The sequence below is a fragment of the Stappia sp. TSB10GB4 genome (assembly GCF_900185745.1).
Lineage (GTDB): Bacteria > Pseudomonadota > Alphaproteobacteria > Rhizobiales > Stappiaceae > Stappia.
This window is the reverse complement of sequence record NZ_FYAV01000032.1, coordinates 87849-109802: the sequence shown is the minus strand read 5'-3', so window position 1 is coordinate 109802 and position 21954 is coordinate 87849. Positions and strand designations below refer to the sequence as shown.

The window sequence follows — 21954 nt, the reverse complement described above, 5'->3', positions numbered from 1 at the left end:
AACGCGCCAGTGCAAGCGGCTTGCTGTCAGCGTGGCTCGCCGGCGGGGAAGATCATGCAGGTCTCGACGCCATGGGCGATCAGCTTCCCGGCCCTGTCGACGAGCCGGGCTTCGGAGGTCGCCATGCGCCGGCCCCGGTGCAGCACCCTGCCTTCGCAGGTGAGAAGGCCGCTGGTCTCGAAGGCCGGCCGCACGTTGTTCACCTTGAACTCGATGGTCGTATAACCCTCACCGGCACCGAGGGTTGCGTGAACCGCGCAGCCGAGGGCGGAGTCCAGAATGGCTGCGATCCAGCCGCCATGTACCGTGCCGAGCGGATTGTAATGATCGAAGGACGGCTCGCCCTCGAAACGGGCGAACCCGTCCTCCGTCGCCGCTGTGAGAATGAAATTCATCGTCCGGCAGATGGGCGGGGCCGGGAAGCGGCCAGTCAGCATCGCCTCCAGTTGCCCGATGCCTGTGAGCTTTGCCGCTTCAGCCGGATCGGCAAGGCCGAAGCTCCGAGTCTCGATATTCATCTGTCAGTCCTCTCATAAGCGTGCATATGCACATAAACATGAGGCGAGAGCGCGCGCAAGCGCGCCAGGCTGAACAGTCGGGGCTTCTTCCGATCAAGGGAATGCCGGAACTGCGTGCCTATGCACGCATAGGGTCGGTGTGATAGGCTGCCGCATGGCATCCAACCTCCTTTGCTCCTGTCACCGCATCCACCGGGCCGGACGTGTCGTCACGCGTCTCTACGAGCGGGCCATCGCCGACAGCGGCAGCGGCCTGACGCCCCAGCAGTTCGCCGTTCTCGCTGCGCTTGCTGAAGTCCAGGCGATGACGGCTTCCGAGCTGACCGACGTGGTGGGGGCGGATCGCAGCACCCTGACCCGTGCATTGGAGCGCCTCGATGCGTCAGGTCTGGTCGTGGGAGCGCCGGGGACCGACCGCCGCGAGCGCCGCTTTACGCTGACAACGGCCGGCCGGACGGAGTTCGAGGTGGCAGTCTCCGGCTGGCGCCGGGCGGAAGGCGCCCTGCGCCGAGCCATGGGGCCGGACAAGGTGGCGCAGCTCTGGGATCTGCTGGAAGAGGCCGAGGCGGCGACGCAGACCTATGTGCAGAAGACGGGGCGCTAGAGCGCTCTCCGATCGGGCGGAATTGCCTGATCGATAAGAAATCGGCCCAGATTCAATATGCTCTAGCGCCCGCCGACCCGCAGCCCGAGGGCCGGGCGTTCCTTCAGGACCTCGTGGCGGAAGCGGAACAGGGCAGCCGGGCGCCCGCCGGTCTGGGTCGAGGTTTCGCCCGTGGGCTCCACCAGGTCGCCCTTCTCGACGAGCCGGCGGAAGTTCTGCTTGTGAATGTGCCGGCCGGAGATCGCCTCGACGCAGCGCTGCAGGTCGGTCAGGGTGAAGACATGCGGCATCAGCTCGAAGATCAGCGGCCGGTATTTCAGCTTGGTCCGCAGCCGCGAGATGGCGGTCGCCAGGATCCTGCGGTGATCGTGCAGCATCGGCTGCCCGAGCGGCGGCAGGCTGTCGCGCCCCTGCGCCGCGGGGCGCCCGTCGCGGCGCGCCTCTTCCAGCAGCCCGGCTTCATAGAGCATCTCGTAGCGGTCGAGCACGCGCTCCTCGTTCCACATCCCGTCGGTGATGGCGAAGGCCTGGTGCACCCGGTCCTCGCGGGTGTTGCCGCGCGGCGGGCTGTGTCTGGGAACGGGGGCATTCGTCCATCGCTCCAGGGCGGGCAGGATCTCGCGCTCGACGATGGCCGGCATGCCGTCGCGCCAGTCCTCCCAGGGGAAGAACGAGTACCAGGACCGCCATTGGGCGTTCTGCTGGGTCAGGGTTTCGTCGGACTTCGGGGTCTGGCGCGCCAGCGCGAGATAGCCGACGGAAACCACATGCGGCCCGGCATCGGAATGGATGTGGTGACGGCCCCGGTCGCCGAACGTGTAGAGCTGCTCGACATAGCCGAGCTTCAAGGCGGTCTGCTCCTCCACCCATTCGCGCAGGCCGATCTCGAAGGTGCGGTGGCGGGTCGGATCGAAGGGGCCGAACGGGAGCGAGGGGACGCGGGGGTCCGGAGGGGCCGCGATGGTCAGAACCTGCGGCTGGGGAGCGGCAACGGAGACGATGACGGCGTTGAGACCGATCTCGATCATGCACGCCCCGGAACCGGGCGCGGGTCGCGCGGTGCGACGGACAGGCTGAACGGCGTGCCCTCGAAGGCATCGGCTCCCCGGCCGATGGAGCGGACGGCCTCGACCATGCGGCCGTTGCGCCCGAGTACCTCGTCGGCGAGCGCGACGAGCCGGGAGTTCGGCGTTGCCGAGGCAGAGGCGCGGCGCAGGGCCGTCGCCAGCGCCATCTCATTGGCGGTGGGCGCCAGTGCGCAGGTGGTGATGAAGGCCGCTGCCGTCGACCGGCTGATGCCGGCGAAGCAGTGGATCACCATCGGCGTCGTCCGGTCCCAGTCGTGAACGAAATCGAGCAGGTCGCGAACATGGGCCTCGCCGGGAGGCGTCAACCCTTCCGCCGGGGCGGTGATGTCGTTGAAGGCCAGGAACAGATGGTTCTCGGTAGTGATGATTTCGGGTCGATCCACCCGCGTTCCCGCATTGATCAAGGTGATCATCCGGCGCGCGCCGGTCCGCTCCACGGTGTCCTGCAAACGGGCGAGCGAACAGACGGTTATCATGGCATCTCCGGTGGCGGTTTGCGGTGCGGCCCCATCGCCTCGCGAGGTCGGTGAGGTTCTATATTCCAGGTTCCGATTTATTTAGGGTGTGACGTGGGGCCTGTCACCGGCCGGACGGGGAACGGCGTCGGTCCAACTCGGAAAATCGTTCAAGGAACAGTCTTTGTGCGTCCGCCGCCGGCAAGGCGCGCAGGCCGAGACGGGGCGGCTGGCCGCGGCGCGTCGGAAACCCCGTCGGCGCGCCGAACAGTCGGACGGCCTCCTCGTCGTCGAAGCCGGCCAGTTCCACCGCCTCGAAATAGGCGGCGATGTGGTCGGCCTTCTTGGTCAGCTTGCGCAGGACCGCCGGCGTCGTCGCGGGCAGGGAGAACCGCAGATGGATCGCGGCCTGCAACCGCGCCTCGATCTCCTTGTAGCTGCCGCCCATCACCGCCTTGAACGGCGAGATCATGTCGCCGATGACATATTCGGGGGCATCGTGCAGCAGGATCGTCAGGCGGCTTTCCGGCGAAAGTCCGGGCTCGATCCGCAGCGCAAGCCGCTCCACCAGCAACGAATGCTCGGCGACGGAGAAGGCGTGGTCGCCGACCGTCTGGCCGTTCCAGCGCGCGACGCGCGCAAGGCCGTGAGCGATGTCCTCGATCTCGACATCGAGCGGCGAGGGGTCGAGCAGGTCCAGCCGCCGGCCGGACAGCATGCGCTGCCAGGCCCGCAAGGGCTCCGTTTTCTTTCGTGCCGGTCGGATCATCGGGGCGCCCGCCGTCATTCGGCTGTCTCGGCGCTGGCGGAGGGCTCCGGCCAGGCGAAGCGGGCGAACGCCGGCAAGGCCGGCTCCAGCGGCACGCCGCCCGCCGTCACCGGCTCGCCGCGAGCCCGGGCCTGGGCGATCCGGTCGAGCCTGACAAGCGCGAGGCCGGCGTCGCCGGCGACGGTCCCCAGCGTTCCGGCCGGCTTGTCGCCGGCGAGGATCTCCGTTCCCGTGGCGGGCAGGTCGCGCGTGCCGGTCACCTGGACGATGCGGCGCCGCGCCGTGCCGCGATGGCGCATGCGGCTGACCACTTCCTGGCCGATGAAGCAGCCCTTGTCGAAGGCGACGCCGTTGAGATCGTCCATGTCCGCATCATGCGGGAAGGCATCACCGAGCGCGAAATCGAACGGCGCTTCCGGCAGACCGAAGGCAACGCGGCGCGCGTGGTAGCTCGCCTCGGTCTCGCCACCGGCAAGGGCGCCGACGATGACGGGCGGGCCGATCACGCGCCAGCCGAACCCGGCAAGGCGGGGGTCGGCGACGACGAGGCAGCTCTCCGCCTCCGGCTTGCGCCCGAAGGCGGCCGCGACCGTCAGCGTCTCGCTGGCATCGGCGATGTCCACCTTCGAGCGCAGCTTGTAGAAGCCGAGCCGGCGCGCCAGCTCGCTTGCCGTCTCTCGCCAGGTGTCGAGGAGATAGCCGCCGTCAGCCGGCATCACCAGGAAGTCGAACAGGATCTTGCCCTGCGGCGTCAGCAGGGCGCCATAGCCGGCTCCGGTCGCATCGACGGCGTCCATGTCGCAGGTCAAAAGGTTCTGCAGGAAGCCGTGTGCGTCCGCCCCCGCGACGCGAAGCACGGCGCGTGCGGGAAGGGGAACGAAGACGGTCTCTACCCCCTGGCCGGTGGCCGGGGCGGGATCCGTCCTGCAAGTGTCTTCACTCATCGCGTGGCCGCTCCTTCGATCTCGTCGCGGTGAAGGCCGATGGTGCAGTCCGACTCATGCCGACCGCAATCCGTTTCTGGCGACTTAGGCCTGAACGGCGCGGCCAACAAGGGGAGGGCGGGCTTCGTGGCCGCTCGGTGGGAAACTCGCACAAAAGCCTGAGGGCGGGACCGGATGCCGAAAATTCGACACGGTTTGTTACCCCATTGACATTACCATCCTCACCGGACTCGTACTCCACTTTCTGGCCTGCAGCCGGCATGTCCGGCGGTTTCTGGGGTTTGCTGACATGTGTCGCCTGGCTGCCTATATCGGTGCCGAAATTCCGCTGGAAAATATCATCGCCCGTCCGCGCCACTCGCTGCTGGTCCAGAGCCAGGATGCCCAGGAGGCGAAACTGCGCGTCAATGGCGACGGTTTCGGCATCGCCTGGTACGGCCACCTTCCCGAACCCGGCCTGTTCAAGGACGTGCTGCCGGCCTGGGCCGACACCAATCTGCCGAGCATCTGCCGGCTGGTGCGCTCCGGCCTCTTCCTGGCGCATGTGCGGGCGGCGACGACCGGCGCGTCCTCCCGCGAGAACTGCCATCCCTTCACCCATGGGCGCTGGGCCTTCATGCACAATGGCGGCATCGGCAATTTCGGCCATCTGCGGCGCGACATGGAGGCGGTGATCGCCGACGACTACTACGCTTTGCGCCGGGGCACGACCGATTCGGAGCTGTTCTTCCTGATGATGCTGTCCAACGGTCTCGACGAGGATGCGCCGACCGCGCTTCGCACGACGCTGGCACAGCTCATGGCGATCGCCGGGCGGCGCGGGACGGCCGGCCAGCCGATCCGCCTCACCTGCGCCTTCAGCGATGGCGCGCGGATCTTCGCCTTCCGTTTCGCCGACGACGGCCAGGCGCCGACGCTCTATCTCTCCGACTGCCTCGACCACGGCGGGCGGGCCTTTGCCTCCGAGCCGCTGGAAGGACGTTGCGCACGCTGGCGTGCGGTCGAGCCGGATCTCCTGTATGAACTGGGGCCTGAGCGGCTCGCCGTTCATGCAATCGATCAGGTCCAGGCAGCAAGGAGCGCCGCATGTCCCCTACGTTCGATCTCGTCCTGAAGGGAGGCACCGTCGTCAATCAGGACGGTGCGATCGAACGGGATATCGCCGTCTCCGCCGGCCGGATCGCCGGGATCGGCAGCTTTGCCGAAACCTCGGCCGGCGAAGTGGTCGATTGCCGGGGCCTGCATGTTCTTCCCGGGGTGATCGACACGCAGGTGCATTTCCGCGAGCCCGGACTGGAGCACAAGGAAGACCTTGAATCCGGCTCGCGCGCTGCGGTGATGGGCGGCGTCACCGCCGTGTTCGAGATGCCGAACACCAATCCGCTGACGACCAGTGCCGCGACGCTGGAAGACAAGGTATCTCGCGGCCGGCACCGCATGCATTGCGATTTCGCCTTCTGGGTGGGCGGCACGCGCGACAATGTCGACGACCTGCCCGAGTTGGAGCGGTTGCCGGGAGCCGCCGGCATCAAGGTGTTCATGGGATCCTCGACCGGCGATCTGCTGGTGGAGGACGATGAGGGCGTTGCCCGCATCCTGTCGAAGACGCGGCGGCGTGCGGCCTTTCACAGCGAGGACGAGTTCCGCCTGCGCGAGCGCGCCGGCGAACGCCGGCCGGGCGATCCCCGCTCGCACCCGGTCTGGCGTGATGAGATCGCCGCGCTGACCTGCACGCAGCGGCTGGTCGGCATCGCCCGCTCCGTCGGAGCGCGCATCCACATCCTGCATCTGTCGACCGCGGAGGAGGTGGATTTCCTCATACCGCACAAGGATGTCGCCTCCATCGAGGTGACGCCGCACCACCTGACGCTGACCGAAGAAGCCTATGACCGGATCGGCACGCTGGCGCAGATGAACCCGCCGGTGCGGGCACAGCGCCATCGCGACCGGCTCTGGTGGGGCCTGGAGCAGGGGCTGCTGGATATTTTCGGCTCCGACCACGCGCCGCATCTTCTGGAGGAAAAGCGGAAGGACTATCCGGCCTCGCCCTCGGGCATGACCGGCGTGCAGACCCTGGTGCCGATCATGCTCGACCATGTGAATGCCGGCCGGCTCAGCCTTGCCCGATTCGTCGACATGACCTCGGCCGGGCCGCAGCGGCTCTTCGGCATCGCCCGCAAGGGGCGGATCGCGCTCGGCTATGACGCCGACTTTACCATCGTCGACATGAAGCGCCGCGAGACGATCACCAACGGCTGGATCGCCTCGAAATGCGGCTGGACGCCCTATGACGGCACGTCCGTTCAGGGCTGGCCGGTCGGTACGATGGTGCGGGGCCGCCTTGCCATGTGGCAGGGGGACCTCGCCGCGCCCTCGACCGGCGAGCCGGTGCTGTTTCACGAAGCCTTGCCGCGCGGCTGAACGCGGCGTTCAGGACGGGCGAGGGGACGGGCTTAGGCCGGGCTGGGCAGGGAGCCGCGACCGCTGCCGAAGACCGCCGTGATCGATGCGATGCGGGCGCTTGCCGGGATCGGGCGAATGGTGAAGAGCCGGGGGATTCGGGTGTGTCCCGCGTCGCTGGCGAGCGCCATCAGCGATTCGATCTGCTCGCCGACCCGGCGATGAGTTTCCGTCTCGATGCGGATGCGCCGCCACACATGCCGCTGGATCACCAGATCCATGCAGGTCTTGATGTCGGTGATGAGGAATTCGAGATCGAGCGTCGGCAAGCCGAGATAGGCGCGCAGTTCCTCGAAGATCGTCCTGAGCACCGCCGCATAGGCGAGGTCCTCGGAGGCCGGCCGCAACTCGTTGATGTCGAGGCACTGGATTTGCGCCTCCTCTCGGGCGGTCTCGATGAAGGCGGAGATCTGGCCGCTCGCCAGCACCGCCGTGCCGTCCTCCAGCGCGAGCTGCTTCATCAGGAGCGAGGCCTCGAAGATGTCGAGGATGCGCCGCGACAGCAGATGCACCAATTCGCGCAAGGCCCGCTCCTGGACCGGATTGCACTCCACGAAATTCATCTCGAAAATGTCGAAAAGCCCGGCCTCGAAGGTCTCGCTCATGTTGCGGAAGCAGGGATGATGATGCAGCAGCCTGTTCACCGCCGGCAGGGCGTCGACCTCGACGGGGCAATCGGACATGCGGATGTCGTTGATATCCGTGAAGAGCGGGGTGCTGGCGCGGTTCTGGCTGTTCTGGCACTTGAACACGGCAATCTCCTTTGCCGGCCCCGACTTGGGCGGCGCGATCATTTGTCTTGTCGTCTGGGCTTCCCGGCCGGAGGGGCCGTCTTGGTTAAACGATTCCGAATCGCGACCTGAGTCGCAATCAGGAACTGTCCGGTCTGCGCAAGGTTATTTTTGTGTTGATGGGCGCTTTCATGTGGACAGTCGCGAATCGGTCCCGGCGCCGGGAAACGCAGGCCTGTGACGGCAATCACGGTAAGTTGAGGCCCCGAATGCGAAGGATCTGCTGGAAATAACGAGGGATTTACGGCTTTCGGCTAGGTTTCGGACCAAGTCGCATCCGCGAGACTTTGAAGGTTGGGCGAATGATCGAGAACGCACGCAAGACGTCCCCGGTGGCGAGCCGCTTTCCGCTGGCCCTTGCCGCCATGCTGACCGCCTCTGGAGCCTTGGCCATTTCCGGCGGCCCGGCGGTCGCCCGCGATCCCGCGCCGATGACCGTGGTTGCGGGGGGCGGCGCGGCGGCCGGCACGGATGCCGAGCCCGCCACGGACATGCCCTTGCAGATCCTCGTGTCGCTGGACGACCAGATGCTCGAGGTCTATCGCGGGACGACCCTGGTCGAGACGAGCCGCATTTCGTCCGGCAAGAGCGGGCACGGCACGCCGACGGGGGTTTTCAGCATCCTGGAAAAGCGCCGGCGGCATTTTTCCAATCTCTATAACAACGCGCCGATGCCCTTCATGCAGCGCCTGACCTGGTCCGGCATTGCCCTGCATGAGGGTGTGGTGCCGAACTATCCGGCCTCGCACGGCTGCATCCGGATGCCGCGCGGCTTCGCGCAGCAGCTTTTCTCGATGACGGATCGCGGTGCCCATGTGATCGTCACCCGCAAACGCGCCGAGCCGCGCGCGGTCAGCCATTCGGCCTTGCCCGCCTTCCGCCTGCCGGCGATGGCGGTCGCGAGCCTTGACGTGAAACTGCGCCCCGGCCTGCCCGGCGCCGTTACGGACGGCGATGCGGCGACGGTCGGGTCCGTCGGTGCCGCCGATGTCGGGCTGAAGCTTCCCACCGAGCCGCTGCGCATCCTGGTGACGCCGGCATCGCCCCAGGAGCGCATCCGCGACATGCAGCGCGTGCTCGACCGTCTCGGCTATGGTCCCGGTCCGGTGGACGGGGTGCTGGGACAAAAGACCCGTGCCGCCATCCGGCTGTTCCAGGAGGGGGCCGAACTGCCGATCACCGGCAATCCGACCGACCTGGTGCTGCGCGCCCTCTATGCCGAAGCCGGGGAGGTGGGGCCTGCCACCGGTCGCCTTTATGTGCGGCGCAACTTCAAGGAGGTTTACTCCGGCAACGTGGTGCTGAAGGACGCGGATCAGCCGCTGGGCACCCATCTCTTCACGGCCATCGCCGACGTCGAACCGGGCGCCGCGCCGCGCTGGATGACCGTTGCGGCGGAGGAAACGGGCAGCCGTTCACCCAACGCCATTCTCGACCGGATCGAGTGGACCGACGAGGCACGCGCCTTCGTCGAGGAGAACCTGGCGCTCGGCTCGTCGCTGATGGTGACCGACCGGCCGTTCAACCTGCATTCGGGCCTTGGCACCGATTTCGTCGTGATGACGCGGCAATAGGCGCTCGCCTGGAGGGGCTTGCAGCGACAGGACCGATGCGAGGCGGCGCTTGCGTGCGGCCCGCCGCTCGCTCAGTCGCCGGCGACGAAATAATGCAAGGTGCCGTCCGGGCCAATGCCGACCCGATAGAAAGTCCAGGCTCCCATGGCTTCCATGTCGGCGAGATCCCCGGACGTGACCACCCGGTACATCTCGACCTTCTGCTCCCGGGTCAGCCGGGCCAGCGGGATGCGCGAGAAATACGGCCAGACATACATTTCCTGTGCCGTGCCCTTGTCGACATGGACATAGCCGGCCTCAAGGATCTCGGTGAGGATCGCCATCACCTCCAGGCCTTCGCCGTCGCCGGAACTGGCCTTGAGAAACTCGATCGGGTCGTCCATCTCGCCGAAGGTCAGCGTCGGCATCATCTCGTTGGCCTCCAGCACCATGCGCAGGCGGTCGAGGTCGCCCGCATAGGCGGCTTCCAGCAACTGGGACCGGGTGCGGGCGACGGGCTTGGGCAGGTCCGCCTCGCCGTAGAGCACCTCGGGCAGGGCCTCGGGCTGCACGCCCGGCGCGCCGGACGCTTCGGTGGCGGGCTCGGGGGGCGCTGCCGGCGTCTCCAGCGCGTCGGACGGGATCCGCGTCCCGTCTGCGGGGTCCTCGCTCGGCGCCACCTGGATCCGTTCCGTCTTCACGGTTGCGGCCTCCGCGACCGCCGGGCCGCCGAAAGCGACGGCGAGCAGGAGGGCAGCGAGCGGGGGAACAGGGTGCATGTCGATCCTTCCTGTCGTTGGGGGAGGTCGTGGAACTCGACCCTATACCAAGTGATCTGGCGGTGGAATCGCGCCTTGGCAAGGTATGTGGTTTGCCACGCCCTTCGAGGGATGGGCGGCCGCCCGAAGCGGCTATCCACGAATGTCTCTATCGGACTGTTGAGCTTGCCAGCGCCCTTGGATAGGGATTGTCGACAGGGCAAGCTGCGGTCACATCCGCGGGCAAAGGGTCGGTAGCTTTTGCAGGAACCAATCTTCTTCTTCATCATCGGCCTCGGCATCGGCATTGTCACCAGTGCTCCGGTCGGTCCCGTCAACATTGCTGTCATCCAGCGCTCTTTCCGATCCGGCCTGTTGCCCGGACTGTCCGCAGGCCTGGGGGCTGTACTGGCCGATGGGCTCTATGCGGCCTTTGCGGCGTTTGGCGTGACCGTCGTGTCCGATTTCGTGGAGAAGCAGAGCTGGATCATCCAGTCGGTGGGCGGTCTGATCGTGATCCTGTTCGGCCTTCGCGTCCTGATGACCAGACCGCATTTCGAGGCCGGCGCCGCTGCGCCCAAGGGGTTCACGGCGGGGCTCGCCGGCGGCTTCGTGATGACCATCACCAATCCCGGCGTCGTTCTGGGGTTTCTGGCGATCTTCGGAAGCCTGGGCGATTGGGCGCCCGATCCGGGAAACTATATGGGGGCGGTGTTTCTCGTTGCCGGCGTGCTGGCCGGGGCGCTGGGCTGGTGGATCGTTCTTGCCTCGCTCGTGTCCTATCTTCGCGAGCGGATGAACGATACCTGGCTGCTGTGGATCAACCGTGTGGCGGGCGGCACGCTCTGCCTGTTCGGCCTCGCGATCTTCGCCCATCTGTATCTGTAGGAGCAGGGCCCAAGGTTTGGCGGTCAGGTGGGTTGCCCTGACGTCTCGACAAGCGCCGCGCGAAAGGCGCGGCGGATCAATGCATGGGCTTGAACAGGGTGTAGTCGCCGCGCCGGACCCGCTCCGGCAGGCCTTCCGCCAGTTGCGCGACGGCTTCCTCGCCAAAGGTCATGACAAGGTCGGCAAAGGCTGTAAACAAGGCGGCATGCGCCACCGCCGCCGAATCGAGACCGTCGGCCACGGCCTCGGCGAAGGCATGGTCGATATAGCCGAGCGCCATCCGCCGGATATCCTGGTCGGTGGCTGTCGCCTCGTCGAACTCGGCGTCGGTGTTGTCGGTGTCGCGCATCTCGGCCCGCCTGCTGGCCTCCGCCCCGGAAAAGGCGTGGCATTTTGATGCGCTCACTTTGCGTGAGTCGCGGCGGGACCGTAAAGAAAAGCTTAACTCGTTCGTTAAAATCCGCGGAATATGGTTAATGCCGGTTTAGCAATTCAGCGGTTGTAGCGAGTGGTGACATTGCGGGTCAGGGCGCTGCCCTCCTCGATATACCGCGCAAGTGCGGCTTCGGCCGCTGGCGTGCACTTGAGATAGACCGAGGAAAAGCCGCGATAACCCTGGTTGAAGCGCTCGATGAAGCGCCGCCTGCGCTCGTCATCCTGCACTTCCGCCTCCAGCAGCGCCTCCATCTGGTCGCGCCAGACGCTGCCGTCCGGGGACCCGCAGAGCGGGCGAAGGTAATGGAGGGCGCCAAGGATCTCCGAAAGCCGCATCAGATCGGCCTCGTAGGGCGGGTCGTCGGTGCGGGGAGGCACCTGGGCGAGGGCAGGATGCCCCAGCCCGGCAAGGAGCAGGACGGCCAGCGGCAGGGCGAGTGCTCGCAGGCGCTTGGAGCCGGAAGCGGAACGGGATCGGCGGGTCATGGCCGGCAAGATGCGCTGTCCCGGTTCGTTCCGCAAGGGGAGGCGGCGCGCCTCATTCGGGGCGCAGGCCGCCGATCAGGCGAAGGATCCGCGCTGCGGTTCCTGGCGTCATGGAGAGCCCGCCGAGGGTGTCGGCATGAAAAAAGGCGGCATCCGCGGCGTCGTCGCCGGGCCGCAGCCTGCCTTCCGGCTGGCGGGCGAGGAAGACGGCGATGACGAAATGGCGTGTCCCGGTGGCGGTGTCGGGCACCAGTTCGACGATCTCGACCGGTACCGGCTCCAGTTGCGCCGACAGTCCGGTCTCTTCGAAGAGTTCGCGCGCCGCCGCCTCGCGCAGCCGCTCTCCGAACTCGACCGTCCCGCCCGGCAGGCTCCAGTGGCCGGCAAAGGGGGGCTTGCCACGCTTGATCAACAGCACCTCGTCCCGCTGTTGCAGGAGAATGCTGACCCCGAGCCGTGGGTGATTCGCACCGCCCATGGCTCTCAAGCGAACAGGGCGTCGATCGAGGCTTGCGAGTCCGTCTCGGAAACATCGGACGCATCGAGATGGCCGTGAATGATCGCACTTGCGGTGGCGATCAGCGGCTTGATCTCTTCAACGGTCTGCAGGGCGACGGCCGGCGCCACAGCCATGATATCGTCGGTTTCGCGCAAACGGCCCTGCTTCTCGCACACGGCGGTGTCCAGGGTCGCGACAACGTCCTTCAGGGCCTTGCGCACGGTGGAAGGGGCCGCCTGGAACGCCTCGATCGCCAGATGCTTCTCGGCGAAGTTCGAGGCCTCGAAATGCTGCTCATAGCTGAGCGGCTGCCAGTCAAGAACGTCCTCGGCGCATTCCGGCATATCCGGGAGCATCTCGAGCAGCATCACCACCTCGTTGAAATGATTGAGGTAGTCGGTGGCCAGCCCCGTGCGCGGATTGATGTTCGCCGCAAGGAGCCGCTCAGCCGATAGGTGCCCTTCTCCCAATGTCGGTTCCGCGAGGCTCATTTGACGTCCTTTGACGATCTCATCTCGGCAGTTTTAACTGCATGGGGTTTCGATTTGCCTAATTGCGCGAATACGATAACTGGCAACTTGAAACGATGGTCCGGCGGCGACCGGCAACAGGATCGGGATCTCATGTGCGGCCGTTTTGCCCTCAAGGCCTCTTCGGAGGAGTTGCGCAGCGTCTTCGACTATCTCGGCGCCGCGCCGGGCGCCGAGGGCATGCCCCCGCGCTTCAACATCGCGCCGACCCAGCCCATCGCGACCATCCGCCAGGCCCATGGGGCGAGACGCTTTGCCCTGGTGCGCTGGGGGCTGGTGCCGGGATGGGTGAAGGATCCCTCGACCTTCTCGCTGCTCGTCAATGCAAGGGCGGAGACGGTTGCGGACAAGCCCTCGTTCCGTGCGGCCATTCGCCATCGCCGCTGCCTCGTGCCGGCCAGCGGCTATTACGAATGGCACCTTGCCGAGGATGGCTCCAAGCAACCCTGGTACATCCGGCCCCGTCAGGGAGGCCTCGTCGCCCTGGCCGGTCTTTGGGAAGAGTGGTGCGATCCGGATGGCGGCGAGATCGAGACGGGGGCCTTGCTGACCGTTCCGGCGAACGGCGCGCTGGCGCCGATCCATCACCGGATGCCGGCCGTGATCGCGCGACAGGATTTCGACGCCTGGCTCGATGTCGGCGGCACGCCGGTCAAGGAGGCGGTCGCCTTGCTCAAACCGGCGCCGGACGATTTCTTCGAGGCCGTTCCGGTGTCGCGGAGGGTCAATTCGGCCCGCGATGACGACGAAGCCCTGACCGCGCCGATCACCCTTGAGAAGACGCCAGGCGGACCGGCGCCGTCGTCGCGCGAGGCATCGGTCGGAAAGACGGCGAAGGAGCAGCCGGCCGGACCCGCGGCCGGCCAGCTCGACCTGTTCTGACGGTCAGAGAATACGCCCAGGGTTGAGCGTGTTGTTGGGATCGAAGGCCGCCTTGATCCGGCGCATCAGCTCCAGCTCGACCGGGGACTTGACCTGCGCGAGCAGGTCCCGCTTCAGCCGACCGATCCCGTGTTCGGCCGAGATCGATCCGCCATATTTCAGGACGATGCCGTGAACGAGGTCGTTCATCTCGTCCCAGCGCGCCAGATAGGCGGCCTTGTCGGCGCCGACCGGCTGGCTGACGTTGAAGTGGATGTTGCCATCGCCCATGTGGCCGAACGGCACCGGCCGGCAGCCGGGCACCATGGCCTCGACGGCGGCGATCGCCTCGTCGAGAAAGGCCGGAACGCTGGCGACGGGGACGGAGACATCGTGCTTGATCGAGCCGCCTTCCTCGCGTTGCACCTCCGACATGCCGTGCCGCAAATGCCAGAAGGCGGAGGCTTGGGCGACCGATTCGGCAAGGGCGGCATCTTCGACCAGTCCGGCCTCATAAGCCTCGCCGAGAATGGTCTCCATCAGGATGCGGGTCGGGTTTTCGCCTTCCTCGCCGTCCGTGCCGGAGGAAAGCTCCATCAGCACGTACCAGGGCGAGGGGGCCTGCAGCGGGTCGCGCGCACCGGCAAGGTGGCGGACGGAAAACTCCAGCCCGACGCGCGGCATCAGTTCGAACCCGGTCAGCATGGCACCGGCGCGGGCCCTGGCGCGGGTGAACAGCTCCAGCGCGTCCTGCGGCGAGGCCAGTCCGACGAAGGCGACATCCTGCGCGCGCGGGCGCGGATAGAGCTTCAGGACCGCCGCCGTGAGGATGCCGAGCGTGCCTTCCGAGCCGATAAATAATTGTTTCAGATCGTAACCGGTATTGTCCTTGCGCAGGCCCCGGAGCCCGTCGACGACACGGCCGTCGGCGAGCACGACCTCCAGTCCGAGAACGAGGTCGCGGGTGTTGCCATAGGCAAGGACCGCGGTGCCGCCGGCATTCGTCGCGATGTTGCCGCCGATCTGGCAGGAGCCTTGCGAGCCGAGCGTCAGCGGGAACAGGCGGTCGACCTCTCCGGCTGCGTCATGGATCGCCTGCAGCGTGCACCCGGCCTCCACGGTCATCGTATAGCCCTGCGCATCGACATCGCGGATGCGGTTCAGTCGGCCGAGGCTGAGCACGATTTCCGTAGCGGAATCATCGGGAATTTGCCCGCCGACGAGCCCGGTATTGCCGCCCTGCGGCACGATCTTCAGGCCTGTCCTGTCGGCATGGGCAAGGATCGCCGACACTTCCTCGCGCGAGCCCGGCCGCAGCACGACCGGTGTGCGCCCCTGATAGAGATCGCGCCATTCCCGCAGATAGGGGGCTGTATCGGCAGGGTCGGTCAGGGCGTTGCGCGGCCCGACAATGTCGATGAGCGGGGCGAGGAGGCTGGCGTCGGACATGGCTGGACCGGGATCTGGAAAACGAGGACAGGGAGCGTGGAGGGTCACGCATATCACATTTTGCGAAGCAGTCGATGTGGGACAGGCGGCTGGCGATGGCTTGAAGCGGTGGGGGGGCTGTGCCATAGGAACCGTCCCGGACTGCCGGTTGCGGTGCGGGGCGGTTGGCGTTCGGCCCGTATGGCGAACGCCGCGTGTATGGACTTGCTGGAGACTTGAGCATGGCGATGACGCAGGGACTGATGGCTGGGAAGCGCGGCCTTATTATGGGTGTCGCGAACAATCGGTCCATCGCTTGGGGGATCGCCAAGGCGCTCGCCGATGCTGGCGCGGAGATCGCGTTGACCTATCAGGGCGATGCGCTGCGCAAGCGGGTGGAGCCGCTGGCCGCCGAACTGGGCGCACAGGTGGTCGGTCATTGCGATGTGCTGGACGAGACCACCATCGATGCCGTCTTCGCCCGCCTCGAAGAGATGTGGGGAAAGATCGACTTTCTCGTGCACGCGGTCGCCTTCTCCGACAAGGACGAACTGACCGGTCGCTATGTCGATACTTCGGCGGAGAACTTCCGCAACACGATGCAGATCTCCTGCTACTCCTTCACGTCCGTCGCGCAGCGCGCCGAGAAGCTGATGACCGACGGCGGCTCGATGCTGACGCTCACCTATTACGGCGCCGAGAAGGTCATGCCGCATTACAACGTCATGGGCGTTGCCAAGGCGGCGCTCGAGGCGAGTGTGCGTTATCTCGCGGCGGACCTCGGCAAGGGCGCGATCCGCGTCAACGCGATCTCGGCCGGCCCGATCAAGACGCTCGCCGCCTCGGGCATCGGCGACTTCCGCTACATCCTCAAGTGGAACGAGTACAACGCCCCGCTGCGCCGCACGGTCACGATCGAGGAGGTGGGCGATGCCGCCCTGTTCCTGCTGTCGGACCTTGGGCGCGGTGTCACCGGCGAAATCCAGCACGTCGATTGCGGCTACCACATTGTCGGCATGAAGGCAGTCGATGCTCCCGACATCTCGGTGGTCAAGGACTGACCTTTCCCGAAATGGCAAGAGCGCCGAACAGCGGTCCCCCTGTCCGCAAGGGCGGGTGAGCGTCGGCCGCGATGGCGCGTCTTCGGAGGTGCAATGAACAAGTCCGGGAACAATTCCGGGGCGGGTGCGGCCCGCTTCGCTCCCCCCTTCATGATCTTCATCCGCCACGGGCAGACGGACTGGAATGCCGAAGGCCGGATGCAGGGGCAGCGCGACATCCCGCTCAACGACACGGGACGCGACCAGGCCAGGCGCAATGGCGCCGCCCTGCGGGACTACCTGAAGGAACAGGACATCTCGCTGAAGGACCTGTCCTATTTCGTCTCGCCCCTGTCGCGGGCGGTCGAAACCATGGACCTGATCTTTGGCGAACTCGACCTGCCGACGGATCTCTACCAGCGAGATGAACGGCTGCGGGAGATCACCTTCGGCGCCTGGGAAGGCTATACAATTCCCGAGATCGCCGCGCGCTCCCCGGAACAGGCCGCGGCCAGAAAGGCCGACAAGTGGGGGTTCGTGCCGCCGGAGGGCGAAAGCTACCGGATGCTGTCGAGCCGGATCGACGCCTGGCTCGCCACGATCACGCACCCCGCCGTGGTGGTCTCCCACGGCGGAGTGATGCGCGTGCTGCAAGGCCGCCTGCTGCCGATGCCGCCTCAGGACATCCCGACGCTCGACATCCCGCAGGATCGGTTTCTCGTCTGGAAGGACGGGGAGATAGAGTGGGTCTGACCGCCGGAGGCGGTCAGTCGAGGATCTGGACGTCGGTCAGCATGCGGTTGCTGGTCGTCTCGTCGTAGAACACCAGCACCCGCATGCCGGTCTTCAGGTCGTCGACGAAGAAGTCGACCGGGATGGCATAGGTCTGGCCGTCCGACAGCACCAGCACGGATGCGTCGGGACGAATCTCGACAATGGTCGCCTCGACTTCGCCGGCCAGGGACGCGGCCGTCCCGGCAAGCATCAGCATGACGGCGGCAAGGGTCATCTGCAGCATGCGTTTCATCGTGTTCTCCGTGGACCCGCCCGTATGGTCCGGGGCGGGATCGAACAAAACCTCGGCTCTGGCGTCAAGTGGGGATCGGCAGAAGCGCGAATGGACGTCGCCGGTTCATCGGCGCTTTGAAGCGGGGTGCCAGTTGTGACTGCTTCGCCGACGTGATCGGCGGCTACGCCTCCTGCCCGGACGCAATGTCCACACGTCTTTCAGTCTGCCAGTCAAGCATGGCGTTTCGATGGCGCCGGTCGCCGCATCGACCGGGTCACCAGCCGGCGAAGGGCGTCGGCCGCGGCGGCTTTGCATGGCCGGGAACAGGGCTTGATAAAAGATCGCGCGCGATCTATATCCGGCTCATAGGAGATCCGACATGGTGCCCGATACGCCCGACCCCAACATGCTTGACCCCAACATGCTTGACGATGACGGGGCGACCCGCGGTCTGCCGCAAGAGCTTCTGTGCTTTTCCGTCTACGCGGCATCCCACGCCTTCAACCATCTCTACCGCCAGGCGCTGGCCGATATCGGCCTGACCTATCCGCAGTATCTGGTGATGCTGCTGCTGTGGCAGGCGGACAACCGCATGGTGAAGGATATCGGCCGGCACATGGACCTGGAGTCCAACACGCTGACGCCGCTGCTCAAGCGGCTTGAAAGCCTCGGGCTGATCCGGCGCACGCGGGACGCCGAGGACGAGCGGGTCGTGCGGGTTCATCTGACGGCCAAAGGGCGCGATCTCGAGCAGGCGGCGCGCGCGGTGCCCGACTGCATCGCGGCCGCCGTCGGACTCGACCCGGAGGAGGTGAGGGATCTCTCCCGGCGTCTGCACGCTTTGCGGAAACGTCTGCTGGAGGCCTGACGGCGCCCATATCCGTTCTTGAAGAGATTCGATCCGCTCCTGATATCGGCAACTGGCAGGGCGGAATGCCTTGCCTGCGGTGCAGCGGTGGCGGACACTGCCGCGTGAGGCGGAAGGATGGTGTCGTGAGCGATATGACCGAGGGAACCGGACACTTCTACCAAGCCTTACCGGTGTTCAGCGAGTTCGCGAAAGTGAGCGATGCGGCCGCCTTCGAGCCGCTTCCCGATGACTGGATCCTTCTGGCCTCGGACATCGTCCGCTCGCGCGATGCCATCGCCGCCGGGCGCTACAAACATGTCAATATGGTTGCGGCGGCAGTCGTTTCTGCAGTGTTGAACGTGGCGGGGCGCATCGAGCTTCCGTTCGTGTTCGGCGGTGACGGCGCGCTGGTGGCGGTGCCTCCGGCGCTTGCCGAGGAGGCCGGTCGTGCGCTCGTCTCCGTTCGCGCGATGGCGCGGGAGACGGCCAGCCTCGATCTGCGGGTCGCGGCCATTCCGGTTGCCGCGTTGCGGGCTGAGGGGGCCGATCTGCGGGTCGCGAAGTTCGAACTCAGCCGGGGCAACAACCTGGCCATGTTCTCGGGCGGCGGCATCGAGCTTGCGGAGACGATTCTCAAGGACGAGGCGCGCGTCGCCCCCTACCGGCTCGTCGAGCCGGATGTCGTGGAGCCCGCGCCGCTCGACGGCCTGTCCTGTCGCTGGGAGCCGCTGCCGGCGCGCCGTGGCAGGATCGCGACGCTGCTCCTGCGGCCCGCCAGCGGCCGCATGGAGGAGTTGAGCGGGATTCTCGACGACCTTCGCGGCATGCTCGGCATCGATCTGACGGGAGCAGACCCCGCGAGCGCTCCGGTGCGCCGAAGTTCGCTGAAATTCCGTTTTCCCCCTGCGGGGCTGAAGATCGAGGCGCGGATGGTTGGCTGGCGCCGCAGCCGGTGGCGCACCTACCTTGCCGGGCTGGCTGCATGCGTCGCCGTCGTCGTCAGCGTTGCCACTGGCCGCCGCATCGGCCCGTTCGAACCGGAGCACTATCTGCATCAGCTCGCGCTCAACACCGACTTTCGCAAGTTCGACGACATGCTGCGCCTCGTGCTCGACCTCGACGGGCGCGAACTGGAGGCTCTCACCGCCTATCTGGAAAAGGGAGAGGCGGCGGGACACCTGGTCTACGGCCTGCATCTCTCGGACGAGGCGCTGATGACCTGCCTTGTCTTCAGCCTTGAGGAAAACCGCCATATCCATTTCATCGATGGAGCCGATGGCGGCTATGCGCGCGCCGCGCAGGATTTCAAGCAGCGGCTGGCAGAGCAAGCCTCCGGCGCTGCCGCCTGAAAGCCCCTTGTCGCTTTTGCGGTTTCCCTGCGCGGCCGGGCGCTTTAGAAGACCTGTGCCAGTCCGTTTGTCGGTCATGTTCCGGATCCCCAGATGTCGCACAATACCTTCGGCCATCTTTTCCGTGTCACCACCTGGGGCGAGAGCCATGGCCCGGCGCTTGGCTGCGTCGTCGACGGCTGTCCGCCGCGCATCGAACTGACCGAAGCCGAGATCCAGACCTTTCTCGACAAGCGCAAGCCCGGCCAGTCGAAATACACGACCCAGCGGCGCGAGGCGGACGCGGTCCGCATCCTTTCCGGCGTGATGAGCGACGACCACGGCGTTCAGCGCACCACCGGGACGCCGATCTCGCTGATGATCGAGAACACCGACCAGCGCTCGAAGGACTATTCCGAGATCCGTGAGAGCTACCGCCCCGGCCATGCCGATTTCACCTATGACGCCAAATACGGCATCCGGGACTATCGCGGCGGCGGGCGCTCATCCGCGCGTGAGACGGCGGCGCGCGTTGCCGCCGGCGCCATCGCCCGCAAGGTGGTGCCGGGGCTCGTGGTGCGCGGCGCACTGGTGCAGGTCGGGCCGCACAAGGTCGACCGCAGCCGCTGGAACTGGGACGAGATCGGCAACAATCCGTTCTTCTGTCCCGATGCGACGACGGCCGCGCGCTGGTCGGACTATCTCGACCAGATCCGCAAGGACGGCTCTTCCGTCGGCGCCGTGGTCGAGGTGGTGGCCGAGGGCGTGCCGGCCGGTCTCGGCGCACCGCTCTACGGCAAGCTCGATCAGGAGATCGCCGCCGCCCTGATGTCGATCAACGCGGTCAAGGGTGTGGAGATCGGCAATGGCTTCGAAGCGGCTTCTCTGACCGGCGAGGAAAATGCCGACGAAATGCGGATCGGCGCCGATGGGCGCCCGGTGTTCCTCACCAACCATGCCGGCGGCATTCTCGGCGGCATTTCCTCCGGCGAGCCGGTCGTCGCGCGCTTTGCCGTCAAGCCGACCTCGTCGATCCTGACCCCGCGCCGTTCGGTGACCCGGTCGGGCGAGGAAGTGGATGTGCGGACCAAGGGGCGGCATGACCCCTGCGTCGGCATCCGCGCCGTGCCGGTGGGCGAGGCGATGCTGGCCTGCGTCATCGCCGATCACTATCTGCGCCACCGCGGGCAGGTAGGATAAATTCAGTATAACTGAATTTCTCGATATTTTTCATTGTAACTGAAATTGTCCGAGGCTAGCATCCGGGCATGCGTCTGGATGCTTGGCTTACCCTCAACAAGGAAACCCGGTCGGCCTTTGCCCGCCGCGCCGGCCTGTCGCCGGCGGCTGTGACCGCCCTGTGCAACGATCCGGGCGTCTGGGTCTCGCGCGAAAGCGCGGAACGGATCGCCGCCGCCACCGGTGGCGCCGTGACCCCGAACGACCTGCTTGGCTTGAAAGGATCTTCAAACGTGGACATGTCCCAGACACGCGTTGCGGAGGCGCTGCGCGCCTTCGAACGCGGCGAAATGCTTGTGGTTACCGACGACGACGACCGGGAGAACGAGGGCGACCTGATCGTTGCCGCCTCGCTGATCACGCCGGAGCAGATGGCCTTCATGGTCCGCCATACGTCCGGCATCGTCTGCGCGCCGATGACGCGCGAAAACGCCCGCCGCCTGCGCCTCGACCCGATGGTTGCCGACAACGACGCGCCGCTGTCGACGGCCTTCACCATCTCGGTCGACTATCGCCATGGCCTGACCACCGGCATTTCCGCCGAGGAGCGCTGCTCGACCGTCCGCGGGCTCGCCAATCCCAATGCCGGGGCCGCCGATTTTGCCCGCCCGGGCCACATCTTTCCGCTGGTCGCCCGCGAGGGCGGCGTGCTGATGCGCTCCGGCCATACCGAGGCGGCGGTCGATCTCTGCCGTCTTGCCGGTCTGCCGGAGGTGGGGGTGATCTCCGAACTCGTCAACGACGACGGAACGGTCAAGCGCGGGCCGGAAGTCGCCGAATTCGCCGCCCGCCACAATCTCAAGATGGTGTCCGTCGCCGATCTCATCGCCTGGCGTCAGCGGATGGAGCGGCTGGTCGAGCGGGTCGCGGAGCAGCCGATCGAAACCATCGCCGGCCCGGCCTATGCGGTGACCTATTCGACGCCCTACGACCCGATGCATCACGTGGCGGTGGTCTTCGGCGACATCCTCGACGGCCGCAATGTGCCGGTGCGCCTGCAACTGGAATCGGTGCTCGACGATGTGTTCGGCGATGCGCGGGTCATGGACGACGTGATGCGGGATTTCGCGGCGCGTGGCCGCGGCATCGTCGTCTACCTGCGCGAAGGCTCCGTCGGCGTTGCCCGCCAGGCGCGCCGCGCGCGCACCGACCTTGCCGCCGCCGAGGCCGAAGAGCATCAGTCGGCCCAGGCGCGCGAGGAGCACTGGCGGGAAATCGGCCTCGGCGCCCAGATCCTCAAGGATCTCGGCGTCAACTCGATCACCCTGCTGGCTTCCCGACAGCGCCGCTATGTGGGGCTTGAGGGTTTCGGCATCGTCATCGAGACGACGGAGATCCGCGAGGTGTGATTGCGGCGCCCCCGGCCTGCGGCGGAACCGCGCAGGCCGGGCACGGAGAGGGCGCGCAAACGGGCACCTGCA

25 protein-coding genes are annotated in these 21954 nt (G+C 66.5%); 12 read left to right on the top strand and 13 right to left on the bottom strand.

From position 1 onward, the window contains the following. Positions 1 to 26 precede the first annotated feature (26 nt). Complete coding sequence (locus TSB10GB4_RS05970) at positions 27 to 518, bottom strand: PaaI family thioesterase (protein WP_186386917.1); 492 nt, start codon at positions 516 to 518, stop codon at positions 27 to 29. A 154-nt stretch (positions 519 to 672) separates the two neighbouring features. Here TSB10GB4_RS05970 and TSB10GB4_RS05965 point away from each other — a divergent pair, with 154 nt between their 5' ends. Beyond that, positions 673 to 1122: a MarR family winged helix-turn-helix transcriptional regulator gene (locus TSB10GB4_RS05965; protein WP_186394966.1), complete on the top strand. Its 450-nt coding sequence runs from the start codon at positions 673 to 675 to the stop codon at positions 1120 to 1122. Between the two features lie 62 nt (positions 1123 to 1184). On the opposite strand, the gene TSB10GB4_RS05960 is transcribed toward TSB10GB4_RS05965, so the two are convergent. From TSB10GB4_RS05960 to TSB10GB4_RS05945, 4 genes are all read right to left on the bottom strand, one after another. Further along, positions 1185 to 2150 (bottom strand): NAD regulator, encoded by a 966-nt coding sequence (locus TSB10GB4_RS05960; protein ID WP_186394965.1) that lies wholly within the window; start codon positions 2148 to 2150, stop codon positions 1185 to 1187. Beyond that, positions 2147 to 2686 (bottom strand): tyrosine phosphatase family protein, encoded by a 540-nt coding sequence (locus tag TSB10GB4_RS05955; protein WP_186394964.1) that lies wholly within the window; start codon positions 2684 to 2686, stop codon positions 2147 to 2149. Before TSB10GB4_RS05955 ends, TSB10GB4_RS05960 begins: the two co-directional genes overlap by 4 nt. Positions 2687 to 2789: 103 nt before the next feature. Continuing rightward, a complete protein-coding gene (locus TSB10GB4_RS05950; RefSeq protein WP_186394988.1) occupies positions 2790 to 3434 on the bottom strand; it encodes an HD family hydrolase in 645 nt (214 codons plus the stop codon). Positions 3435 to 3448: 14 nt separating this feature from the next. Next, complete coding sequence (locus TSB10GB4_RS05945; RefSeq protein ID WP_186394963.1) at positions 3449 to 4378, bottom strand: folate-binding protein YgfZ; 930 nt, start codon at positions 4376 to 4378, stop codon at positions 3449 to 3451. Between the two features lie 289 nt (positions 4379 to 4667). Here TSB10GB4_RS05945 and TSB10GB4_RS05940 point away from each other — a divergent pair, with 289 nt between their 5' ends. Together TSB10GB4_RS05940 and TSB10GB4_RS05935 are read left to right on the top strand one after the other, a co-directional pair. Next, the gene (locus tag TSB10GB4_RS05940) at positions 4668 to 5492 is read left to right on the top strand and encodes a class II glutamine amidotransferase (protein ID WP_186386912.1); all 825 of its coding nucleotides are present in this window, start codon (positions 4668 to 4670) and stop codon (positions 5490 to 5492) included. Further along, complete coding sequence (locus TSB10GB4_RS05935; RefSeq protein ID WP_186394962.1) at positions 5465 to 6799, top strand: dihydroorotase; 1335 nt, start codon at positions 5465 to 5467, stop codon at positions 6797 to 6799. Before TSB10GB4_RS05940 ends, TSB10GB4_RS05935 begins: the two co-directional genes overlap by 28 nt. 32 nt (positions 6800 to 6831) lie before the next feature. On the opposite strand, the gene TSB10GB4_RS05930 is transcribed toward TSB10GB4_RS05935, so the two are convergent. Then, entirely contained in the window at positions 6832 to 7590 is a 759-nt protein-coding gene (locus TSB10GB4_RS05930) for a hypothetical protein (protein ID WP_208984482.1), read from the bottom strand. 341 nt (positions 7591 to 7931) lie between these two features. On the opposite strand from TSB10GB4_RS05930, the gene TSB10GB4_RS05925 reads away from it, so the two are divergent. Next, the gene (locus TSB10GB4_RS05925; RefSeq protein ID WP_186394960.1) at positions 7932 to 9203 is read left to right on the top strand and encodes a L,D-transpeptidase family protein; all 1272 of its coding nucleotides are present in this window, start codon (positions 7932 to 7934) and stop codon (positions 9201 to 9203) included. Positions 9204 to 9274: 71 nt separating this feature from the next. Here the strand turns inward: TSB10GB4_RS05925 and TSB10GB4_RS05920 are convergent, their stop codons facing one another. Further along, entirely contained in the window at positions 9275 to 9961 is a 687-nt protein-coding gene (locus TSB10GB4_RS05920) for a hypothetical protein (RefSeq protein ID WP_186394959.1), read from the bottom strand. Between the two features lie 240 nt (positions 9962 to 10201). Between TSB10GB4_RS05920 and TSB10GB4_RS05915 the strand changes: the two genes are divergently transcribed. Then, positions 10202 to 10828, top strand: coding sequence for a LysE family translocator (locus TSB10GB4_RS05915; protein ID WP_186386907.1), 627 nt, complete (start codon positions 10202 to 10204; stop codon positions 10826 to 10828). 76 nt (positions 10829 to 10904) lie between these two features. On the opposite strand, the gene TSB10GB4_RS05910 is transcribed toward TSB10GB4_RS05915, so the two are convergent. The 4 genes from TSB10GB4_RS05910 to TSB10GB4_RS05895 form a co-directional block, all read right to left on the bottom strand. Further along, on the bottom strand, positions 10905 to 11177 hold the full coding sequence (locus TSB10GB4_RS05910; RefSeq protein ID WP_186386906.1) for a hypothetical protein: 273 nt from the start codon (positions 11175 to 11177) through the stop codon (positions 10905 to 10907). A gap of 143 nt (positions 11178 to 11320) precedes the next feature. Continuing rightward, entirely contained in the window at positions 11321 to 11749 is a 429-nt protein-coding gene (locus TSB10GB4_RS05905) for a TIGR02301 family protein (protein ID WP_186394958.1), read from the bottom strand. Positions 11750 to 11801: 52 nt separating this feature from the next. After that, complete coding sequence (locus tag TSB10GB4_RS05900) at positions 11802 to 12227, bottom strand: NUDIX hydrolase (protein ID WP_186394957.1); 426 nt, start codon at positions 12225 to 12227, stop codon at positions 11802 to 11804. Positions 12228 to 12232: 5 nt separating this feature from the next. After that, positions 12233 to 12739, bottom strand: coding sequence for a hypothetical protein (locus TSB10GB4_RS05895; RefSeq protein ID WP_186386903.1), 507 nt, complete (start codon positions 12737 to 12739; stop codon positions 12233 to 12235). A 132-nt stretch (positions 12740 to 12871) separates the two neighbouring features. On the opposite strand from TSB10GB4_RS05895, the gene TSB10GB4_RS05890 reads away from it, so the two are divergent. Beyond that, complete coding sequence (locus TSB10GB4_RS05890) at positions 12872 to 13660, top strand: SOS response-associated peptidase (RefSeq protein ID WP_186394956.1); 789 nt, start codon at positions 12872 to 12874, stop codon at positions 13658 to 13660. Positions 13661 to 13663: 3 nt separating this feature from the next. On the opposite strand, the gene TSB10GB4_RS05885 is transcribed toward TSB10GB4_RS05890, so the two are convergent. Further along, complete coding sequence (locus TSB10GB4_RS05885; protein WP_186394955.1) at positions 13664 to 15088, bottom strand: FAD-binding oxidoreductase; 1425 nt, start codon at positions 15086 to 15088, stop codon at positions 13664 to 13666. 221 nt (positions 15089 to 15309) lie between these two features. Between TSB10GB4_RS05885 and fabI the strand changes: the two genes are divergently transcribed. Continuing rightward, on the top strand, positions 15310 to 16128 hold the full coding sequence (gene fabI, locus TSB10GB4_RS05880; protein ID WP_186386900.1) for an enoyl-ACP reductase FabI: 819 nt from the start codon (positions 15310 to 15312) through the stop codon (positions 16126 to 16128). A gap of 93 nt (positions 16129 to 16221) precedes the next feature. After that, entirely contained in the window at positions 16222 to 16860 is a 639-nt protein-coding gene (locus TSB10GB4_RS05875) for a histidine phosphatase family protein (RefSeq protein ID WP_186394954.1), read from the top strand. Between the two features lie 13 nt (positions 16861 to 16873). Here TSB10GB4_RS05875 and TSB10GB4_RS05870 read toward each other — a convergent pair whose 3' ends face one another. Beyond that, positions 16874 to 17134, bottom strand: coding sequence for a DUF1344 domain-containing protein (locus tag TSB10GB4_RS05870; protein ID WP_186394953.1), 261 nt, complete (start codon positions 17132 to 17134; stop codon positions 16874 to 16876). 361 nt (positions 17135 to 17495) lie between these two features. Here TSB10GB4_RS05870 and TSB10GB4_RS05865 point away from each other — a divergent pair, with 361 nt between their 5' ends. The 4 genes from TSB10GB4_RS05865 to ribB all read left to right on the top strand — a co-directional run bounded on the left by TSB10GB4_RS05865 (position 17496) and on the right by ribB (position 21882). Next, the gene (locus TSB10GB4_RS05865) at positions 17496 to 17984 is read left to right on the top strand and encodes a MarR family winged helix-turn-helix transcriptional regulator (RefSeq protein ID WP_186394952.1); all 489 of its coding nucleotides are present in this window, start codon (positions 17496 to 17498) and stop codon (positions 17982 to 17984) included. A gap of 65 nt (positions 17985 to 18049) precedes the next feature. Beyond that, positions 18050 to 19315, top strand: coding sequence for a DUF3095 family protein (locus TSB10GB4_RS05860; RefSeq protein ID WP_208984480.1), 1266 nt, complete (start codon positions 18050 to 18052; stop codon positions 19313 to 19315). 93 nt (positions 19316 to 19408) lie between these two features. Further along, a complete protein-coding gene (aroC, locus tag TSB10GB4_RS05855) occupies positions 19409 to 20494 on the top strand; it encodes a chorismate synthase (protein ID WP_186394951.1) in 1086 nt (361 codons plus the stop codon). Between the two features lie 68 nt (positions 20495 to 20562). Further along, entirely contained in the window at positions 20563 to 21882 is a 1320-nt protein-coding gene (gene ribB / locus TSB10GB4_RS05850) for a 3,4-dihydroxy-2-butanone-4-phosphate synthase (RefSeq protein WP_186386894.1), read from the top strand. Positions 21883 to 21954 lie beyond the last annotated feature (72 nt).

Bases quoted from the DNA above. Each gene is read 5' to 3' on its own strand.
- TSB10GB4_RS05885 (WP_186394955.1), bottom strand. From the start codon at position 15,088: ATGTCCGACGCCAGCCTCCTCGCCCCGCTCATCGACATTGTCGGGCCG.
- fabI (WP_186386900.1), top strand. From the start codon at position 15,310: ATGGCGATGACGCAGGGACTGATGGCTGGGAAGCGCGGCCTTATTATG.
- TSB10GB4_RS05970 (WP_186386917.1), bottom strand. From the start codon at position 518: ATGAATATCGAGACTCGGAGCTTCGGCCTTGCCGATCCGGCTGAAGCG.
- aroC (WP_186394951.1), top strand. From the start codon at position 19,409: ATGTCGCACAATACCTTCGGCCATCTTTTCCGTGTCACCACCTGGGGC.
- ribB (WP_186386894.1), top strand. From the start codon at position 20,563: ATGCGTCTGGATGCTTGGCTTACCCTCAACAAGGAAACCCGGTCGGCC.
- TSB10GB4_RS05860 (WP_208984480.1), top strand. From the start codon at position 18,050: ATGCCTTGCCTGCGGTGCAGCGGTGGCGGACACTGCCGCGTGAGGCGG.
- TSB10GB4_RS05935 (WP_186394962.1), top strand. From the start codon at position 5,465: ATGTCCCCTACGTTCGATCTCGTCCTGAAGGGAGGCACCGTCGTCAAT.
- TSB10GB4_RS05875 (WP_186394954.1), top strand. From the start codon at position 16,222: ATGAACAAGTCCGGGAACAATTCCGGGGCGGGTGCGGCCCGCTTCGCT.
- TSB10GB4_RS05920 (WP_186394959.1), bottom strand. From the start codon at position 9,961: ATGCACCCTGTTCCCCCGCTCGCTGCCCTCCTGCTCGCCGTCGCTTTC.
- TSB10GB4_RS05960 (WP_186394965.1), bottom strand. From the start codon at position 2,150: ATGATCGAGATCGGTCTCAACGCCGTCATCGTCTCCGTTGCCGCTCCC.
- TSB10GB4_RS05895 (WP_186386903.1), bottom strand. From the start codon at position 12,739: ATGAGCCTCGCGGAACCGACATTGGGAGAAGGGCACCTATCGGCTGAG.
- TSB10GB4_RS05945 (WP_186394963.1), bottom strand. From the start codon at position 4,378: ATGAGTGAAGACACTTGCAGGACGGATCCCGCCCCGGCCACCGGCCAG.
- TSB10GB4_RS05950 (WP_186394988.1), bottom strand. From the start codon at position 3,434: ATGATCCGACCGGCACGAAAGAAAACGGAGCCCTTGCGGGCCTGGCAG.
- TSB10GB4_RS05925 (WP_186394960.1), top strand. From the start codon at position 7,932: ATGATCGAGAACGCACGCAAGACGTCCCCGGTGGCGAGCCGCTTTCCG.
- TSB10GB4_RS05865 (WP_186394952.1), top strand. From the start codon at position 17,496: ATGGTGCCCGATACGCCCGACCCCAACATGCTTGACCCCAACATGCTT.
- TSB10GB4_RS05940 (WP_186386912.1), top strand. From the start codon at position 4,668: ATGTGTCGCCTGGCTGCCTATATCGGTGCCGAAATTCCGCTGGAAAAT.
- TSB10GB4_RS05905 (WP_186394958.1), bottom strand. From the start codon at position 11,749: ATGACCCGCCGATCCCGTTCCGCTTCCGGCTCCAAGCGCCTGCGAGCA.
- TSB10GB4_RS05910 (WP_186386906.1), bottom strand. From the start codon at position 11,177: ATGCGCGACACCGACAACACCGACGCCGAGTTCGACGAGGCGACAGCC.
- TSB10GB4_RS05965 (WP_186394966.1), top strand. From the start codon at position 673: ATGGCATCCAACCTCCTTTGCTCCTGTCACCGCATCCACCGGGCCGGA.
- TSB10GB4_RS05870 (WP_186394953.1), bottom strand. From the start codon at position 17,134: ATGAAACGCATGCTGCAGATGACCCTTGCCGCCGTCATGCTGATGCTT.
- TSB10GB4_RS05890 (WP_186394956.1), top strand. From the start codon at position 12,872: ATGTGCGGCCGTTTTGCCCTCAAGGCCTCTTCGGAGGAGTTGCGCAGC.
- TSB10GB4_RS05900 (WP_186394957.1), bottom strand. From the start codon at position 12,227: ATGGGCGGTGCGAATCACCCACGGCTCGGGGTCAGCATTCTCCTGCAA.
- TSB10GB4_RS05955 (WP_186394964.1), bottom strand. From the start codon at position 2,686: ATGATAACCGTCTGTTCGCTCGCCCGTTTGCAGGACACCGTGGAGCGG.